Origin of the sequence: Streptomyces sp. NBC_01276 (genome assembly GCF_041435355.1) — a bacterium.
Taxonomy (GTDB): Bacteria; Actinomycetota; Actinomycetes; order Streptomycetales; family Streptomycetaceae; genus Streptomyces.
This window is the reverse complement of sequence record NZ_CP108442.1, coordinates 6,009,920-6,027,235: the sequence shown is the minus strand read 5'-3', so window position 1 is coordinate 6,027,235 and position 17,316 is coordinate 6,009,920. Positions and strand designations below refer to the sequence as shown.

Below are 17,316 nucleotides of genomic sequence, written 5' to 3'. Positions count from 1 at the left end.
GCGAACTGCTGCGGGGGCGAGCCGGGTCGGCGGGCGGCTAGGGGGTCGCGTAGCGGGCGCGGAGGGCGGACGTGGCCGCTTCGACGGCTTCCGCCTCCGTCAGGCCGAGGCGGTGTGCCCGCTCCGCGTACGCCTGCGCGGCCGCGGCCGCCTCCCGGGAGGAACCCTCGGCGGCGGCGACGAACGTCCCGTTGCGGCCCCGCGTCTCGATCACCCCGTCGGCCTCCAGCGCCCGGTACGCCTTGGCCACCGTGTTGGCGGCCAGCCCCAGTTCCTCCGCCAGGCCGCGCACCGTCGGCAGCTTGTACCCCGCCGGGAGCTTCCCCGACCGGGCCCGGTCGGCGATCTGCGCGCGCAGTTGTTCGTACGGGGCGGCCGCGCCGGCCGCGCCGTCGATCCTGATCTTGAGGTTGGTCGAGGTCACGCGGCCGATTCTCCCCCATCCGCCGGATAATTCGCAGGCGCGGGCCGCGGCCGCGCCCGTAACGTCGGCCGCATGACCCTTGTGATCCGCGATCTGCGCCCCGCCGACCCCGCGGACGCGGAGGCCGTCGTACGCGTGCGCCGCGCCGCCCTCCCGTTCATGGTGACCACCGCCGCCGGCGTGACCCACGAGCTGGCCGGCGCGCCCGCCGCGAAGCGCTACCGGCTGCTCCTCGCGGAAACCTCCGACGGCCGTGCCATCGGCACCGCCCAGGTCGGGCTCGCGTACGACAGCCCCGAGCCCGGACAGTCGTTCGTCAACGCCTTCGTCGACCCCGCGCACCGGGGTCTGGGCGCCGGGAGCGCGCTGGTGCGCGCCGCCGAGGAGCACCTCGCGGCGGTGGGCGCGCAGGCCTCGTACAGCTGGGTGCTGAACGAGCCGGCGCACCTGGCCTTCGCCGAGCGGCACGGCTACCGCCCCGGCCGCTCCGCGCACTTCCTGCGCCTGGACCTGGCGGCCGGCGGCCTGCCGGCGCTGCCCGTCGCCCTCCCCGCCGGGGTGGAACTGCGCCCCGGCTCGGCCTTCGCGGCCGATCCGCGCCCGCTGTTCGAGGCCGACGCCGAGGTGACGGCCGACGAGCCGGGCGACGTACCGGTGGAGCTGAGCGACTACGAGGAGTGGCTGGCCGACGTCTGGAACGACCCGACCCTGGACCACGGGCTGACCACGGTCGCCCTCGTCGACGGCCGGGTGGCCGCCTTCTCGGCCGCCCGGACCGACGGCGCCACCCGCTACTCCTCGGCGATGACCGGCACGTTGCGCGCCCACCGGGGCCGCGGGCTGGCCAAGCTCGCCAAGACGGACTCCCTCCACCGGGCCCGCGCGGCCGGGTACACGGAGGCGTTCACCGGCAACGACGCCGGCAACGGACCGATGCTCGCGATCAACGAGTGGTTCGGGTACGAGATCTGCGCGACCGAGACGCGCTGCACGAGGAAGCTGGGAGCGACACGATGACCACGCGATGGACCGTCACCCTCACCAAGGCCGGCCGCACCAAGATCAGTTATCCGGCGGCGCAGGTGTCCGACGACGGCGACCGGATCTCCGTGCGCGCCCCCTGGGCGGCGGACGGGGTGAAGGACTTCGGCTTCGTGCGCTTCGAGCCGGGCGACGTGTTCGTGGAGCACTTCTGGCGGACGCGCTGGTACGCGGTCAAGGAGGTGTGGAGCGGCGCGGGCGTCCTCAAGGGCTGGTACTGCGACGTGACCCGCCCGGCGGTGGTCCGCGAGGGCGAGATCGTCGTCGACGACCTGGACCTGGACCTGTGGGTGTCGGCGGACGGCGGGTCCGTCCTGCGGCTGGACGAGGACGAGTTCGCGGCGAGCGGCCTCGCCGCGAGCGACCCGGAGGCCGCGGCGCAGGCCGTCCGTGCCCTCGACGCCCTCGACGACCAGGCCCGCTCGGCCCCGGGGCTGCCCGCCCTGCTCGTCTGACGGCACCGAGGGGGAGGGATCCGGGGCCCTTTTCTGTGGGCCCGCTTAGGCCTTCCTTAAGCGGATCCTAAGGATCACCGCGGGGGCCCGGATCCGGGGCCGACGGCGGTTGGCGCGGGCTAGCTTGGCGGGGCCAGGGAGGGTCGGTGGCGGCGGGAGCCCGGTTCGGGACGGCGCCGCGCCGCCCGGTTCCGCTGGCGCGCCCCTGCCTTGTGCCCTAAGGAGATCGACCCATGCCCGCGTCCCGCCGCCGTACCGCCCTCCGTATCGCCGCCGCCGGTCTCGCCCCGCTCGCGGTGGCCGCGTACGCCGCCGGGCCCGCCGCCGCCCACGGTTCGATGACGGACCCGGTGAGCCGGGTGGCGGCCTGCTACGCGGAGGGGCCCGAGTCCCCCAAGTCGGCCGCGTGCAAGGCCGCCGTGGCGGCGAGCGGGACGCAGGCGTTCTACGACTGGAACGCGGTGAACATCGCCAACGCGGCCGGCCAGAGCAAGAAGCTGATCCCCGACGGGCAGCTGTGCTCCGCGGGCAACGCCAAGTACAAGGGGCTGGACCTGCCCCGCGCGGACTGGCCCGCCAGCCCGATGACGGCCGGGGCGCACACCTTCCGCTACAAGGGCACCGCCCCGCACAAGGGCTCCTTCGAGCTGTACGTGACGAAGGACGGCTACGACCCGACGAAGCCGCTGAAGTGGTCCGACCTGGAGCCCGCCCCGTTCGCGAAGGCCACGGACCCGGGCATGCAGAACGGCGACTACGTCTTCAGCGGGACGGTCCCGAAGAAGACGGGCCGTCACCTGATCTACAGCATCTGGCAGCGCTCGGACAGCCCCGAGGCCTTCTACACCTGCTCGGACGTGGTCTTCGGCAAGGACAACGGAGCGGGCGCCGGTACGGGCAGCGGTACGGCGGGCGGCGGTACGGGGAGCACCGCGGGCGGCGCGCCGGCCACCCGGCCCTCCGCCGGATCCGGCACCAAGCCCTCCTCGACGCCCGCCGCGCCCGTGCCCGACACGGACGTGCCGCCGGCCCAGGCGCCGACGGACCGGCAGATCGCCGACGGCGCCGGCAAGTCCTCCGTGGAGCACAACGGCCACGGCGACAACGACCCGAAGACGAACGGCGCGGCGGGCGCCGCGCCGGTCTCCGTTCCGTTCTCCTCGCCGTCCCCGGCCGGCTCCGAGACCGGCGGCCTCGCGCAGACGGGCGGCAGCGGCGCCACCCCGGCGATCGCGGTCGCCGGGGCCGGCGCGCTGGCCGTCGGTGCGGCCGTGATGTTCGCGGTGGCCCGCCGCCGGTCGGCGGCGGGCCGTCACGGCCGCTGACGGGCGGCCCGGACCGCCTGTGCGTCAGTCGAAGACCGACGCACAGGTGGTCCGTTCGGCGTGTGCGGGGTCGAGGGAGTTGACCGCCTCGTGCCAGGCGATGCGGTCGGTGAGGCCGATGGTCACGTGCTCGGAGATGTCCAGCGGGCACAGGTCCTGGAGCAGGACGTTGCGTACGTTCGGCCCGTCGAGGAACTGGGTCCGGTAGGGGGTGACCACCTCGTCGTAGCGGGTGGAGATCACCGTGTACTTCACGCCGGGGACGGTGTCGCCGCCGGCGTTCAGCTTGTTCTGGAAGGCGGACCCGGCGATCTGGTCGGCCAGCCCGGGGGTGGCGGCGCTGATCAGGTCCTCGGCGCCGGGGAAGTACGGGAGGAGCTTGGTGAGTCCGGACAGGGTGGTGCCGTGGTTGTCGGGGGCGAGCCCGACGAGCGCGTTGACCTTGGCGCCGCCGCCCAGGAACTTCAGGTAGTAGCGGGGCATCATGCCGCCCTGGGAGTGGCCGACGAGGTCGGCCTTGGGGGCGCCGGTGGCGGACAGCACCCGGTCGACGAAGGTGTCGAGCTGGGCGGCGGACTGGTCGATGGGGCCGAGCCCGTTGAAGAAGGGCACGCCGGGGAGCTGTCCGTAGTCGAGGGAGTAGACGCAGTACCCGCGGTGGACCAGGTACGGCGCGAAGCCGAGCCAGTTGTCCACGGAGTTCCCGAAGGTGCCGTGGACGAGGACGACGGGGCGCGGGTGCGCGGCGGAGGGTTTGCAGGACCAGTCGTTCCAGCCGCTGCTGGGGCCGGACGCGGCCTGGGCGGCACCGCTGGGGGCGACGAGGGCCGCGGCGGCGAGGGTGAGGACGGCTAGCGGGCGGAGCAGGCGTCTCCAGGGCAGCATGGGGTGATCTCCTTGCGGGTCAAGGGGAATGCGTGGGGGTTCGTCCCGTGATCCGGATCACAAGGGGCTGCTGTCAGCCAAATTACGGGCGAGTAGCAAGACAGGGAAGTTACGCGTCGGTAAAAACTGGTGTGTCGAGGCCGTATCCAGCGCCGCTCCGGAACAATGGACGCCTCCGGACCCGGACTTGAGGTGATCGCGGCCGTGCAGAGCGCTCCCGGCGCGGGTACCGCCCTGGCCGCCCCGTCGGCGCTGGCGGCCGATCCGCTGGTCGCGGCCGTCACGGAGACCGCCGTACGGGTCCTGCGGCCGCGGGCGGAGCACACCGCCGGGGCCGGGGTGCCGCGCACGCACCTGGACGCGCTCGCCGCGTGCGGTGCGTACGGGCTGCTCGGATACGAACCGGACCCGGCGGGCGGACTCACGGCCCGTCAGGTGGTCCGGGAGGTCCACGAGGTGCTGGCGGCCGTCGATCCGTCGACGTGGTTCGTGTGGACGCAGCACGTGCCGGCGGTGAGGGCGCTGCTGGTGGCGGACGGCCCGGACGGGGACGCCGTGCGCGCGCGGTGGCTGCCCGCGCTGCTGGCCGGTGAGCGGCGGGCCACGGCCGGCTACGCCTTCCTGCGCCATCCGCGCCCTCCGGTCACGGCGGAGCGGGTGCCGGGCGGATGGCGGCTCGGGGGGCGGGTGCCGTGGATGACGGGCTGGGGCCTGGCCGACCTGGTCTACGTGGGCGCGGTCACCCCGTCCGACGAGGCGCTGTTCGCGCTGGTGGACTGCGCCGGCCCGGACGGCGGGCTGAGCGCCGTCGGCGGGGCGGCCCCGCTGTGGGCGATGGGCGGTACGCACACGGCCTCGGTCGAGCTGCGCGGGGTGCGCGTGCCCGACGCGCGGGTGGTGGGGCGGATGCCGCGGGCCAACTGGATCCGGGCCTACGACCTGGAGAACGCCGACGCCCAGCCGGCCGTCTTCGGCCAGCTGCGCGCGACCGCCGACTTCCTGCTCGGGTCTCCCCCGTTCGAGGAACTCGGCCTGCGGCTCGCGCGGAGGACGGCCCGGCTGCGCGCGGAGGCCTACGCCCTGCGGGACGGGCTCGCGCCGGGGGAAGGGACCGCCGGGCGGCTCGCCCTGCGGGCCGCCGCCCTGGACCTGGCCGTACGGGCGGCCGCGGCGTGCGTGGCCGTGGCCGGCGGCCGGGCGGTCCAGTTCGGGCACACCGCGGGACGGCTCTCCCGCGAGGCCCAGTTCCACCTGATCCAGGCCCAGACCACCCCGCTGCGCGAGGAGACGGCCCACCGCCTCCTCCCCGACCTGGACGACTGACCGGGCCGCGCCCGCTGCCCGTGCGGAACTTCGGGGCGACCTCGTGAGCCGGGATTCAGCGCCCCGGAGGCGAAGCCGCCCCCAGAAGGAAGGTCGCGGCGGGGCGGACCGTCCCCGGGCCGAAGCGGGCGTTGGCGCGGTCGATGGCGGCTTCGGCCGTGAGGCGGGATTCGCGGGCGGGGTCCAGGGAGAGCTGGCGGGCGGTGCCCGCGGCTGCGGTGAGGTCCTCGGCGCGGAGCACCATGCCGGTGAGCCGGGCCCGTTGCAGACCGGCCGCGTCCATCAGCCGGTACGCGAGGGTGCGCAGGTCCTCGTCGTGGGCGGAGGGTTCGGGCAGCCGCCGGGACTTCTCCCAGCGGGTGCCGCCCGCGAACTGGAGGGTCAGGGACAGGGAGCGGGCGGCCTGGCGGCGTCCGCGCAGGGCGGCGCCGAGCCGTACGACGAGGGCGAGGAGGGCGGCGCGGGCGTGCGGGCCGTCCAGTTCCTGGCGGGTGAAGCCGGTGCGGACGGCGGCCGAGGGGGGCAGGTCGCGCGGGGTGACCGGGCGCGGGTCGATGCCGCGGGCACGGTCGGCGACGAGCCGTCCGGACCGTTTGCCGAGGATCCGTTCGAGGACTCCGGGCGGGACCCGGGTGAGCGCCCCGACGGTGTGCAGCCCGTAGCCGCGCAGGGCTTCGGCCTGGCGGGGGCCGAGCCCGTACAGCGCGTCCACGGGGAGCGGGGCGAGGAAGCCGGCCACCGCCGCCGGGTCGTCGGGGACGGTCAGGGTGCCGCCGCCGGGTTCCGGGATCCGCGCGGAGGCCATGGCCGCCACGGCCCAGGTGCCCGCGACGCCGATCCGGACGTCCGTGCCGAGCCGGGCCACCGCGCGCAGCCGGACGACCTCGGCGATGCGGGCGGGGTCGGCGCCGAAGTACCGCTGGGCGCCCCGCACCTGGACGAGGGCCGCCCGGGGCGGCAGGGCCTGGACGACCGGGGAGAACTCGCGCAGCAGGTCGAGGACCTCGCGGTAGCCCTCGGGGGTCAGGGTGGGGGCGCAGCGCACGTGCAGGACGCCCGCTCCGGAGCGGGGGCGGTTCATCCCGCGCTCCCGGGGCTGGAGTGCCACAGCTTGCGGCCGGTGGCGGCGCGGTCCCCGGGCGGCTGGAGGTCGGCCCACGGGTTCATCTCGTAGCCGGTCGGGAGGTGGATGCGGCGGCCGTTGCCGGGGGTGGCCGTCGGCGTGGGCAGGGGGGCGGCCAGGCGGGCCGTGACGGCTCCGAGGCCTTCGCGGGCGCGCAGTTCCGCCAGTTCGGCGAGGTCCCAGGCGGCCGCTCCGACGACGCTCAGGCTCTGCGGTCCGCGCCGCTGCACGACGCCCCGGACCAGGAGCAGGAAGGAGTGGAAGACGGTGTGGGCGCAGGCTTCCTGGCTGTCGTCGAAGAAGGCGAGGTCGACGAGGCCGGTGCCGTCGTCGAGGGTGGTGAAGACGACCCGTTTCCCGGAGCGGATCGGCGGGGTCTGGGTGGCGGCCTTGGCGCCGGCGACCAGGACGGTCCGGCCGTGCGCGGTGTCCCGCAGGCGGCGGGCCGGGACGACGCCCAGTTCGGCGAGGAAGGCGTGGTGGTCCCCCATGAGGTGGCGGGAGGCGTCCATGCCGAGGACGCCGAGTTCGGCGCTGAGCCGTTCGGCTTCGGTGAGGTCGGGCAGTCCGACGGGGGCGGTGGAGCGGCCTCCGCCCAGCGGCAGTTGGGTGGAGCCCCTGGCCCCGGCGGCGCGCTGGGTGCCGTGGAGTTCCGCCAGGTGCAGCAGCAGGTCGCGGCGGTTGGCGCCGAAGGCGTCCAGCGCGCCGACCTGGGCGAGGCGTTCGGCGACGGGGCGGCCGGGGTGCGCCCGGTCCCAGAAGTCGCGCAGCGAGGCGTAGGGCCGGCCGGCCTCGATGCGCAGGGCTTCGGCCTCGCTGATGCCGTGGACGTCGGAGAGGGCGAGCCGCAGGCCCCACCGCTCCGGTTCACCGGACACCAGTTCGATGCGGTGGGTGGTCGCCGAGTGGTTCACGTCCAGCGGCAGCACCGGAACGCCCCGGCGCCGCGCGTCGGCCAGCAGCAGCCGCTTGGGGTACATCCCGGGGTCGTGGGTGAGGAGTCCGGCGTAGAAGGCCGCCGGGTGGTGGGCCTTGAGCCAGGCCGACTGGTACGTCGGCACGGCGAAGGCCACGGCGTGCGCCTTGCAGAAGCCGTAGCTGCCGAAGGCCTCGACGATCTCCCAGGTACGGGCGATCACCTCCGCCGCGTAGCCCCGCGCGGCCGCGGTCGCCGCGAACCAGGCCTTGATCCGGCCCTGGGAGTCCGGGTCGGAGAGCCCGCGCCGGACCCGGTCGGCCTCGTCCCGTCCGCAGCCGGTCATGACGTGCACGATCTCGATGATCTGCTCGTGGAAGACGACGACCCCGTAGGTCTCGCGCAGTGCGTCGGCGAGGTCGGGGTGCGGGAAGCGGACCGGGGCCCGCCCGTGCCGGGCCTCGATGAAGGGGCGCACCATGTCGGCGGCCACCGGGCCCGGACGGAAGAGGGAGATGTCGACGACCAGGTCGTGGAAGGCCGTCGGCTGGAGCCGGCCCACCAGGTCGCGCTGGCCCGGGGACTCGATCTGGAAGCAGCCCAGCGTCTCGGCGGAGCGGATCAGTTCGTACGTCGGCCCGTCTCCCGGCGGCACCTGCGCCGGGTCGTCCAGGTCGAGTTCGCGTCCCGTGGCCCGCCGCAGCTCCGCGACGGCGTGGGCCATCGCGGACTGCATCCGCACGCCCAGGACGTCGAGTTTGAGCAGCCCGAGGTCCTCCACGTCCTCCTTGTCGAACTGGGACATGGGGAAGCCCTCGCCGCTGGTGGGGACCACCGGGGTGCGGGCGAGCAGGGTGGCGTCGGAGAGCAGGACCCCGCACGGGTGCATGGCGGTGCCGCGCGGCAGCGCGTCCAGGGCCTCGACGAGGTCCCACAGCCGCTCGTACGGCCCGCCGCTCGTCCCGTCCCGTACGTCGCGCAGTTCGGGCAGTTCCTCCAGGGCGGCACGGGCGTCGCGGGCGCGGATGTGCGGGAAGGCCTTGGCGAGGCGGTCGACGGTGGCCGGGTCCATGGACAGGGCGGCGCCGACGTCGCGGACGGCGTGGCGGACCCGGTAGGTCTCGGGCATGGCGACGGTGGCGACGCGTTCGGCGCCGAAGCGGGCGATGATCCGGCGGTACACCTCCAGCCGGCGGGCGGACTCCACGTCGATGTCGATGTCGGGCAGGACGCGGCGGCGCTTGGACAGGAAGCGCTCCATCAGCAGTCCGTGCGCGAGGGGGTCGGCGTGCGCGATGCCGAGGAGGTGGTTGACGAGGGAGCCGGCGCCGGAGCCCCGGGCGGCCACCCGGATGCCCATCTCCCGTACGTCGTCGACGACCTGGGCGACCGTCAGGAAGTACGAGGCGTAGCCGTGGTGGGCGATGACGTCGAGTTCCTCGTGCATCCGCTCCCAGTACGCGGGGTCGTCGGCGTGGCCGCGCAGCACCAGGCCCGCCGACGCCCGGGAGGTGAGCACCCGCTGGGCGGTACGGCGGGCGGCGCCGACGAGGCGGGCCTCGGGGAAGTGCACGGAGCCGATGCCGAGGTCGTCCTCGGGGTCGACGGAGCAGGCCTCGGCGGTCTCCCGGGTCCGCGCGAGCAGGCGGCGGGCGTCGGCGGGGCGCAGGCCGGCGGCCTCGGCGATCCGGTCGGCGGCCTCCGCCATGCGGCCGGGGTCCTTGAGCCAGCGTTCGCCGCCGTCGAGGGGGCCCCGGGGGTCGACGGGGACCAGGCGGCGGGCGGCGTCGAGGACGTCGGCGACGGGGCCCTGGCCCGGGTCGGCGTAGCGGACGGCGTTGGTGAGCACGGCCGGGACGCCCTGCTCGGCGGCGAAGCCGACGGTACGGGCGGCCAGCCGCAGCGAGCCGGGGCCGGTACCGGTGCGGCCGTGGTGGACGGCCTCCAGGCGCAGGGCGTCCCCGTAGACCTCCCGCCAGGGCGCGAGCAGCCGGGCCGCCCGGTCGGGGCGCCCGGCGGCGAGCGCCCGGCCCACCTCGGAACCGGGCCCGAGCAGCACGAACACCCCGTCGCCGGACAGTGCCTCCCGGGGCACCACCGGCTGCGGCCCGGGGCCGCCCGGTGCGGAGCCCGCCCCGGCGGACTCCGCGGCCTCCCCCCGCCCGGCCGGGTCCGCGGCGTGGGCGGCGGTGACCATCCGGCACAGCTGCGCCCATCCGGCGGCGCCGTCGCGGGCCAGGAAGAGGGCTCGCGGGGCGGACTCGTCGACGAAGGCCCCGCCCTTGACGGGGACCCGCCTGCGGTACGAGGCCTCACCGGCCCCGCCCGCGGGGGTCCCGGCCCGGGATCCGGCGGCCGGCTCAGCGGGGGACACGGCCAGGTCCACCCCGAACAGGGGCCGGATCCCGGCCTTCGCGGCCGCCTTCGCGAACCGCACCGCGCCCGCGAGGGTGTCGCGGTCGGTCAGGGCGAGGGCGTCCATGCCCCGCTCGACGGCGCGCTCCGCCAGCCGCTCCGGGTGCGAAGCCCCGTACCGCGTGGAGAACCCCGAAACGGTGTGCAGATGCGTAAAACCAGGCACCCGCGGCCTCCTGCTTCGCTCGAATCAACACCTCCCCCGGCTCCACCATAGAGCAATTCGAATATCCGTGCGAAACAGTTGTTCGATCATCCATTCGGTCCTCCCCTGCTGCGCCCGGCCCCCGTCGCGTCGAGCGTGAGGGACATGACCCAGCCCACCGAGAGTCCCGCCGCCGAGCCGACCGGCGGCTTCCTCGCCGAGGTCAAGGACGCCGTGACCGTCCGGGCCGCCCTGCTGGTCCTGGGCGTACTGGCCCTCCAGCTGGCCTTCGTCACCTCGTACATCGGGGCCTTCCACCATCCCGAGCCCCACGAGATCCCGATCGCGGTGGCCGCCCCCGTCGAGCGGGTCGCCCAGGAGTCGGCGCAGCGGCTCGCCGCACTCCCCGGCAAACCCCTCGACCCCCGCGCGGTCGAGAACGAGGTCGCCGCCGTCACCCAGGTCGAGAACCGGGAGGCCGACGGCGCGCTGGTCATCGACCCGGCCGGCACCACCGACCGGCTGATCGTCGCGAGCGGCGCCGGGGCCTCGCTCTCCCAGGCCCTGGAGCAGGTCGTCGGCGCGGTCGAGAAGGCCCAGGGGCGCAGCGTCCGGGTCGTCGACGTGGCCCCCGCCTACCGGGGCGACGCCCGCGGGCTCAGTTCCTTCTACCTGGTCATCGGCTGGTGCGTGGGCGGCTACCTGTGCGCGGCGATCCTCGCGATCAGCGCCGGGGCCCGTCCCGCCAACATCCACCGCGCCGTCATCCGGCTCGGCGCGCTCCTCCTGTACTCCCTCGTCGCGGGGCTGCTCGGCGCGGTCATCGCCGGCCCGGTGCTGGACGCGCTGCCCGGCTCGCTCATGGGGCTGTGGGGCCTGGGCACCCTGGTGGTCTTCGCGGTCGGCGCCATCACCCTGGCCTTCCAGGGGCTGGCGGGCGTGATCGGCATCGGCCTGGCCATCCTGCTGGTCGTGGTGCTCGGCAACCCGAGCGCCGGGGGCGCCTACCCGTACCCGCTGCTGCCGCCGTTCTGGAGCGCGATCGGCCCGGCCCTGCCGCCGGGCGCCGGCACGTACGCCGCCCGCTCCATCACCTACTTCCACGGCAACGGCGCCCGCGGGCCGATGCTCGTGCTGTCCGCCTGGGCCGTGGCCGGCGCCGCGGTCACCCTGGCCTGCGCGGTCACGCGCCGGGGCAGACCGGGGGCGGCCGTGGGCAGCGGCCTGCCCGATCCCGACCCGCCCGTCCCCCGCCCCTCCGGCGGAACCGGCCCCGCACGGTGAACACCCCCGCCCGGTGGCGCCCCGGACGGCGGCCGGAGGCGCAAGCCCTCCCGGACGGCCGCCCGGCCGCCCGGCCGCCCGGCCCCCACGGGCACCGCGACCGCTCCGCGCGGCGGGGCCTCGAACTCCGCGCCCGCGCCGTCCGCGCCGACGCCGAGCCTCCCGTAGCCGAAGAACCGCCGCCGTGGCTCAGCCCGCCCGGTGGACGATTTCGCCCGCGACCACCACCGTTTCGGCCACCGTGCCCGGGATCCGGTCCGCCGGGACGCGCAGGATGTCGCGGGACAGCACCACGAAGTCCGCAGCCTTGCCGACGGTGAGGGAACCGCGTTCCGCCTCCAGGAAGTTGGCGTGGGCGGAGCCCATCGTGTAGCCGTACACCGCCGTCTCCACGTCCACCGTCTCCGCCGGCTGCCACGCGGGGCCCCCGCCGGACAGCGGGCGGCGGGTGACCGCCGTGTAGATGCCGACCATCGGGTCCATCTCGGCGACGTTCCAGTCGCTGGAGAAGGCGAGCACCGCCCCGGCCTCGTGCAGGCTCCGCATCGGCCAGGCCTTGTGCCAGCGCTCCTCCCCCACGTTCTCGGCCCAGTCCTGGCCGGGGCCCGCGATCTCGGGCGCGCAGTGCCGCGGCTGCATGCAGGCGACCACGCCCAGCTCGGCGAAGCGCGGCACGTCCTCGGGGTCCAGGCACTCCACGTGCACCACCTGGTGGCGGGCGTCGCGCGGGCCGTTGACGGTGCGGGCGTGCGCGACGGCGTCCAGGACGGTGCGGATGCCCCGGTCGCCGGTGGCGTGGACGAAGCACTGGAAGCCCCGCGCGTCCAGCTTCGCCAGCAGCTCCGCGAACTCCTCGGCCGGGTAGAAGGTCTCGCCCCGGTGGTGGCCGCAGCCCGCGTACGGTTCCAGCAGCGCGGCCGTACGGGGTTCCACCACGTCGTCGATGTACAGCTTGAGCGGGCCCACCCGCAGCCGGTCCCCGGCGAACCGCCGGGCGGCTTCGGCGAACTCGTCCAGGTCGGCGTCGCCGGTGCCGCGCGGGTGGAACAGGGCGGCGACGATCCGCGAGCGCAGCCGGCCCTCGGCGCGGGCCCGTTCGTACAGTTCGAGGTCGTCGAGGGAGTTCTGCGGTTCGACGACGGTGGTGATGCCGAAGCCGATGGCGTCGTCGAGGCTCCTGGCGAGGCGTCCGTACTGCCGGTCGGGCGAGGCCCACGGCACGCCCAGTTCGCGCAGCGCCCGGTGACCGTCCCGGGACAGGCCCTTGACGGCGAAGTCCTTGACGAAGCCGGTGGGTTCGCCGGTCACCGGGTCCACGGCGGCCGTGCCGAAGGCCAGGTCCGTACGGTCCCGGGTGACGCCCAGCCGGTGCAGGGCGGCGGTGTTCAGCCAGGCCGTGTGGACGTCGTACGAGAGCACGATCGCCGGGACGTCCCCGGTGACCGGGTCCAGGTCCGCGGCGGTGGGCATCCGGCCGCCCGGGATCGCGGAGTAGTCGAAGGCCTCGGCCTCGATCCACTCGGCGTCGGGGTGCTCCGCCCGCCAGGCCCGTATCCGCTCCCGGATGCCCTCCAGGGTGCGCACCCCCGCGAGCTGGACGCAGTCCGCGTCGGATCCGAGCCGGACGTGGTTGTGGGCGTCGACGAACCCGGGCAGGACCAGCCGGCCGCCCGCGTCGATCCGCTCGGTGTCCGGCCCGGCCCAGGCATCCGCCCCGGCATCGGGGCCGACCCAGACGATCACCCCGTCGCGGACGGCGAGGGCCTCGGCCTCGGGCAGGTCCGGGTCCACGGTGTGGATCCGGGCTCCGGTCAGCAGCAGGTCGGCGGGGAGGGGACGGGACATGGGTGCTCCAGGGTGCGTGGACGTACGGGGGGGAGAGATCAGGCCGCGGAGGCGTACGCCGGAAGGCGGCGGCGGGCGAGGGCCCAGTAGACGAGCCCGGAGACCACCGAGCCGAACAGGGTCAGGTCGGCTCCGCCGAGCGGGGCCACGAGCGGTCCCGTCCACAGCTCGGAGTCGCAGGTCAGGGCGGCGAAGACCAGACCGGCGAGGAGGGCGGTCATCCCGGCGGGGTGGTAGCCGGAGCGGTACCAGTAGGCGCCCCGGCGCCCGGCGTGCAGGGCTTCGGCGTCGTAGTGGCAGCGGCGCATCAGCATGTCGGCGAGGAAGACCCCGCCCCAGGGGGCGAACACGATGATCAGCAGGGAGAGGAAGGAGAGCAGCGAGGTGGTGAAGTCGGCGAGGAAGAGCGCGGCGAGCGAGCCGGCGGCGGTGACGGCGCCGCTGATGCCGAGGGCGCGGGCGCGGCTCCACGGGATGCCGAGGACCTGGAGGTTCAGGCCGGAGGAGTAGAGGGTGATGATCGAGTTGGTGACGGAGCCGCCGAGGACCAGGAACAGGAACAGCGGCCGGAACCACCCGGGCAGCAGGCCCTCGGCTCCGGCGACGGCGTCCGTCATGTCGGTCTGGGTCGCGGCGGCCACCCCGGCGACGCCGAGGGCCACGGAGGAGACGATGCCGCCGAGGGCCCCGGTCCAGGTGATCGACTTCAGCGAGGTGGTGCGGGGCAGGTAGCGGGTGTAGTCGGCGGGCATCGGCAGGTACGAGAACGGCCCGGCGAGCATCACCACGAAGGCCAGGCTCCAGCCGGAGAGTCCGGGTGCGGCGGCCGGGGCGGCGGAGGTGTCGGCGCCGGGCAGGACGAAGACGAGCAGCGCGCCGAAGCCGGCGGCCAGCACGTACGCCGCCCAGCGCTCGGCGAACTGCACGGTGGCGTGGCCCCACAGGGTGACGGCGAAGGTGAGTACGAGGGTGACGGCGAGCGCGAGGGCGCGGGCCGTCTTCCCGTCGGCGAGGCCGGTCTGGGCGAGGAGCAGTTCCAGCGCCAGGGTGCCGACGACGGTGTTGACGATGGTGTAGCCGATGCTCACCACCCAGTTCAGGACCCCGGCGGGAAAGTTGCCGCGGGTCCCGAAGGCGGCGCGGGAGATGACGAGCGTGGCGGTGCCGGTGCGGATGCCGCTGAGTCCGGCGGCGCTGATCGCGAAGAAGGACAGGGCGCTGAGCACGACCACGGCGGTGGCCTGCCAGAAGGAGAGCCCGAAGGCGACGGCGAGGGCGCCGTTGATCACGTAGGTGAAGGTGAGGTTGGAGCCGAACCAGAGCCAGAAGAGGTCCTTGGCGCCGCCGTGGCGTTCGGCGTCGGGAATGGGGTCGATGCCGTGCGTCTCGACGCGGAACACCTCGTCGACGTCGGCTCTCCCCTGTGTCTCCTGCTGTGCCATGACGGACCCCTGACTCTGGCTGACGCCGGCCATGAACCTTGAATGACGTTCTAGGTTCTTGAATGGCATTCAAGATGCGGTGCGGGGTACGGCCACGTCAAGACCCTGTCCGGGATAAGGTCTGGCCAGGGAAGATCGGGAAGGGGGACCGGTGGCGGGAGCGGCGCGGCGGCGCGACGGGCGGATCGCCCAGGAGCGGATGCTGGAAGAAGCCATGGCCGCGATCGCCGAGGACGGCCTCGCGACGCTCACGATGTCCGCGCTGGCGGAGCGGCTCGGCACCAGCGGCGGCCACATCCTGTACTACTTCGGCAGCAAGGACCGGCTCCTGCTGGAGGCCCTGCGCTGGAGCGAGGAGCAGCTCGCCGGGGAGCGCCGGGCACTGCTGGGCCGGCGGGTGACAGCCTCCCGCAAGCTGGACCTCTTCCTGGAGCTCTACCTCCCCGAGGGGCCGCGCGACCCGCGCTGGACGCTCTGGATCGAGCTGTGGGCCCGTACCGCCTCCAACGAACCACTGAAGGCCGCCCAGGAGGAGATCGACGAGGGCTGGCAGCGGGACCTGGAGGCGCTCCTCGCCAAGGGGGTGGACCAGGGCCGGTTCGCGCCCCTGGACGTGCCCGCCCGCGCCTCGGAGCTGCTGGCCCTGCTGGACGGGCTGAGCACCCGGGTCGTCCTCGGCCAGCGCGGCGCGGACCGCGCCCGGGCCCTGGAGCGGGCCCGCTCGGCGGCGTCCCTGCTGGTCCCGGCCCTTCCGCGGGTCCCGGAGGCGTAGGCCCCGCCATCAGGGCCGTTCCTCCACGGCGGGCCCTGCGGGAACCCTTCTTTTTCGAACTGTTTTCCCGGTGCGTCAATTCGGCACCCAAAACCGGAAGCAACCGCACCGAAAAAGCCCTCCAAGGACAGGGCGAGGGCCGTTCAGCGCCGTTCACATCCTTTCGATCACCGGCTTGACCTGCGCATATGCCAGAGGACCAAAGGCCTTCGCGCGCTCGCGAAATCGTTCACGAGAATTTCCCGGGGATGCGGCCTACCGCACTCCCCGGCCGAAGAGCACAATCACCCTGACTGCTCGCGTCGAACGTGAGGGAGGGAACGCGTGCGCAAAGAAGTGCGCACCGCGGACGGACGCACTCTGGTGGCCGAACGCTGGGGCGATCCGGACGGCAAGCCCGTCCTCCTGCTGCACGGCATGCCCGGCAGCCGCCTGGGCCCGGCGCCCCGGGGCATGGTGCTCTACCAGCGGCGGGTGCAGCTCATCGCGTACGACCGGCCCGGCTACGGAGCCTCCGACCGCCACCCCGGCCGCACCGTCGCCGACGTGGCCCACGACGTGGCCGCCGTCGCCGACTCCTTCGGCCTGGACGCCTTCGCCGTGGCCGGCCGGTCCGGCGGCGGCCCCGGCGCCCTGGCCTGCGCCGCCCTGCTGCCCGACCGGGTGACCCGGACCGCCGCCCTGGTCCCCCTCGCCCCCCGGGACGCCGAGGACCTGGACTGGTTCGCCGGGATGGCCGCCTCGAACGTGCGGGAGTACACCACCGCCACCGACGACCCCGAGGAGCTCGCCGCCCGGCTGATCCCCCGCGCCGCCGGGATCCGCCGGGACCCGGGGCGGCTCCTGGAGGAGCTGCGCCGGGAGCTGACCCTCAACGACCGCATGATCGTCTCCGATGCGGGCCTGCGGTCGATGCTGCTGCGCAACTACCGCGAGGGGGTCCGGACTTCGGCCTGGGGCTGGATCGACGACATCCTGGCCTTCAGCCGCCCCTGGGGTTTCGACCCCGCCGACATCCGCTCCCCGGTCCTGATCTGGCACGGGGAGCTGGACGTGTTCTCCCCGGTCGGCCACTCCCGCTGGCTGGGCCGCCGCATCCCCGGCGCCACCACCACCATCGACCCGGACGCCGCCCACTTCGCGGCCTTCCGCGCCCTGCCCGACGTCCTCAACTGGCTGCTGCGCGAACTCCCGGCCCCGGCCCTGGGCGAGGAACAGCCCGCCTAGGCGGTCCCGGTCCCCGGCCGGTGCGCGGGGAGGGGGACCCCGGCCCGGCGTTCAAGATCATCGGGTGCAGAATGACCCGTATGTCGATAACGAACACGCCCGAAACGGCAGCGATCGAAGACGCCCCCCTCGTCAGCCGCATCCTGACCCGCGCCTTCGACGACGACCCGATGATGCGCTGGTTCTTCCCCGACGACGCCTCCCGCGAGGAGTCGCTGGGCCGTTACTTCACCACGCTCTTCACCCGGCAGTACGTCCACCACGGCGTGTGCGAGCGCACCGGGTCGGCCGCCTCCTTCTGGGTGGCCCCGGAGGCGGGGGACAAGGCCGTCCCCGACGCCGGGACCATCGACGAGCTGCGCACCATCCTCGGCGACCGGGCCGGCCTGTTCGGGGAAGCCGTCGGAGCGGCCTCCGCGCACACCCCGCGGGAACCGCACTGGTACCTCGCGCTCATCGGCGCCGACCCGGCCGCCCAGGGCCAGGGCCACGGCGCGGCCCTGCTGCGCTCGGGGCTGGCCAAGGCCGACGCGGCGGGCCTGCCCGCCTACCTGGAGTCCTCCAAGCCGTCCAACCTCCCCCTCTACGAGCACTTCGGCTTCCGGGTGCGCGCGGAGGTGCCGCTGCCGGGCGGCGGGCCCGTGCTGTGGGGAATGTGGCGCGAGCCGCGCCGGCCGGCCGACGCCTAGTCGCG

General features: G+C 74.8%; 14 protein-coding genes. 8 read left to right on the top strand and 6 right to left on the bottom strand.

What is annotated here, in order from left to right:
* Window positions 1-37: 37 nt before the first annotated feature.
* Window positions 38-424, bottom strand: coding sequence for a GntR family transcriptional regulator (locus OG295_RS27105; RefSeq protein WP_371679250.1), 387 nt, complete (start codon window positions 422-424; stop codon window positions 38-40).
* Between the two features lie 72 nt (window positions 425-496).
* Between OG295_RS27105 and OG295_RS27100 the strand changes: the two genes are divergently transcribed.
* From OG295_RS27100 to OG295_RS27090, 3 genes are all read left to right on the top strand, one after another.
* Window positions 497-1,441 (top strand): N-acetyltransferase family protein, encoded by a 945-nt coding sequence (locus OG295_RS27100; protein WP_371679249.1) that lies wholly within the window; start codon window positions 497-499, stop codon window positions 1,439-1,441.
* The gene (locus OG295_RS27095) at window positions 1,438-1,920 is read left to right on the top strand and encodes a DUF402 domain-containing protein (RefSeq protein ID WP_371679248.1); all 483 of its coding nucleotides are present in this window, start codon (window positions 1,438-1,440) and stop codon (window positions 1,918-1,920) included. Before OG295_RS27100 ends, OG295_RS27095 begins: the two co-directional genes overlap by 4 nt.
* 233 nt (window positions 1,921-2,153) lie before the next feature.
* A complete protein-coding gene (locus OG295_RS27090) occupies window positions 2,154-3,245 on the top strand; it encodes a lytic polysaccharide monooxygenase (RefSeq protein WP_371679247.1) in 1,092 nt (363 codons plus the stop codon).
* Between the two features lie 24 nt (window positions 3,246-3,269).
* On the opposite strand, the gene OG295_RS27085 is transcribed toward OG295_RS27090, so the two are convergent.
* On the bottom strand, window positions 3,270-4,130 hold the full coding sequence (locus OG295_RS27085; protein ID WP_371679246.1) for an esterase/lipase family protein: 861 nt from the start codon (window positions 4,128-4,130) through the stop codon (window positions 3,270-3,272).
* Window positions 4,131-4,334: 204 nt separating this feature from the next.
* On the opposite strand from OG295_RS27085, the gene OG295_RS27080 reads away from it, so the two are divergent.
* Window positions 4,335-5,453 carry an acyl-CoA dehydrogenase gene (locus OG295_RS27080; protein ID WP_371679245.1) on the top strand — a complete coding sequence of 373 codons (1,119 nt, stop codon included), beginning with the start codon at window positions 4,335-4,337 and terminating at the stop codon, window positions 5,451-5,453.
* 55 nt (window positions 5,454-5,508) lie between these two features.
* On the opposite strand, the gene OG295_RS27075 is transcribed toward OG295_RS27080, so the two are convergent.
* Together OG295_RS27075 and OG295_RS27070 are read right to left on the bottom strand one after the other, a co-directional pair.
* Complete coding sequence (locus OG295_RS27075) at window positions 5,509-6,534, bottom strand: hypothetical protein (RefSeq protein WP_371679244.1); 1,026 nt, start codon at window positions 6,532-6,534, stop codon at window positions 5,509-5,511.
* Window positions 6,531-10,073 (bottom strand): DNA polymerase III subunit alpha, encoded by a 3,543-nt coding sequence (locus OG295_RS27070; RefSeq protein WP_371679243.1) that lies wholly within the window; start codon window positions 10,071-10,073, stop codon window positions 6,531-6,533. The genes OG295_RS27075 and OG295_RS27070 overlap by 4 nt, the downstream gene beginning before the upstream one ends.
* Window positions 10,074-10,217: 144 nt before the next feature.
* On the opposite strand from OG295_RS27070, the gene OG295_RS27065 reads away from it, so the two are divergent.
* Complete coding sequence (locus OG295_RS27065; RefSeq protein ID WP_371679242.1) at window positions 10,218-11,336, top strand: DUF3533 domain-containing protein; 1,119 nt, start codon at window positions 10,218-10,220, stop codon at window positions 11,334-11,336.
* A 189-nt stretch (window positions 11,337-11,525) separates the two neighbouring features.
* Here OG295_RS27065 and OG295_RS27060 read toward each other — a convergent pair whose 3' ends face one another.
* Window positions 11,526-13,181: an amidohydrolase gene (locus OG295_RS27060; protein ID WP_371679241.1), complete on the bottom strand. Its 1,656-nt coding sequence runs from the start codon at window positions 13,179-13,181 to the stop codon at window positions 11,526-11,528.
* 38 nt (window positions 13,182-13,219) lie between these two features.
* Window positions 13,220-14,623 carry a cytosine permease gene (locus OG295_RS27055; RefSeq protein WP_371679240.1) on the bottom strand — a complete coding sequence of 468 codons (1,404 nt, stop codon included), beginning with the start codon at window positions 14,621-14,623 and terminating at the stop codon, window positions 13,220-13,222.
* A 151-nt stretch (window positions 14,624-14,774) separates the two neighbouring features.
* Here OG295_RS27055 and OG295_RS27050 point away from each other — a divergent pair, with 151 nt between their 5' ends.
* The 3 genes from OG295_RS27050 to OG295_RS27040 all read left to right on the top strand — a co-directional run bounded on the left by OG295_RS27050 (window position 14,775) and on the right by OG295_RS27040 (window position 17,311).
* Complete coding sequence (locus OG295_RS27050) at window positions 14,775-15,395, top strand: TetR/AcrR family transcriptional regulator (protein WP_371679238.1); 621 nt, start codon at window positions 14,775-14,777, stop codon at window positions 15,393-15,395.
* 324 nt (window positions 15,396-15,719) lie between these two features.
* Window positions 15,720-16,622, top strand: a complete 903-nt coding sequence (locus OG295_RS27045; protein ID WP_371679237.1) for an alpha/beta fold hydrolase — start codon at window positions 15,720-15,722, stop codon at window positions 16,620-16,622.
* A gap of 71 nt (window positions 16,623-16,693) precedes the next feature.
* The gene (locus OG295_RS27040) at window positions 16,694-17,311 is read left to right on the top strand and encodes a GNAT family N-acetyltransferase (protein ID WP_371679236.1); all 618 of its coding nucleotides are present in this window, start codon (window positions 16,694-16,696) and stop codon (window positions 17,309-17,311) included.
* Window positions 17,312-17,316 lie beyond the last annotated feature (5 nt).

Coding starts and splice junctions, on each gene's coding strand:
- OG295_RS27100 (WP_371679249.1), top strand. CDS start 497: ATGACCCTTGTGATCCGCGATCTGCGCCCCGCCGACCCCGCGGACGCG.
- OG295_RS27095 (WP_371679248.1), top strand. CDS start 1,438: ATGACCACGCGATGGACCGTCACCCTCACCAAGGCCGGCCGCACCAAG.
- OG295_RS27090 (WP_371679247.1), top strand. CDS start 2,154: ATGCCCGCGTCCCGCCGCCGTACCGCCCTCCGTATCGCCGCCGCCGGT.
- OG295_RS27085 (WP_371679246.1), bottom strand. CDS start 4,130: ATGCTGCCCTGGAGACGCCTGCTCCGCCCGCTAGCCGTCCTCACCCTC.
- OG295_RS27075 (WP_371679244.1), bottom strand. CDS start 6,534: ATGAACCGCCCCCGCTCCGGAGCGGGCGTCCTGCACGTGCGCTGCGCC.
- OG295_RS27065 (WP_371679242.1), top strand. CDS start 10,218: ATGACCCAGCCCACCGAGAGTCCCGCCGCCGAGCCGACCGGCGGCTTC.
- OG295_RS27060 (WP_371679241.1), bottom strand. CDS start 13,181: ATGTCCCGTCCCCTCCCCGCCGACCTGCTGCTGACCGGAGCCCGGATC.
- OG295_RS27055 (WP_371679240.1), bottom strand. CDS start 14,623: ATGGCACAGCAGGAGACACAGGGGAGAGCCGACGTCGACGAGGTGTTC.
- OG295_RS27040 (WP_371679236.1), top strand. CDS start 16,694: ATGACCCGTATGTCGATAACGAACACGCCCGAAACGGCAGCGATCGAA.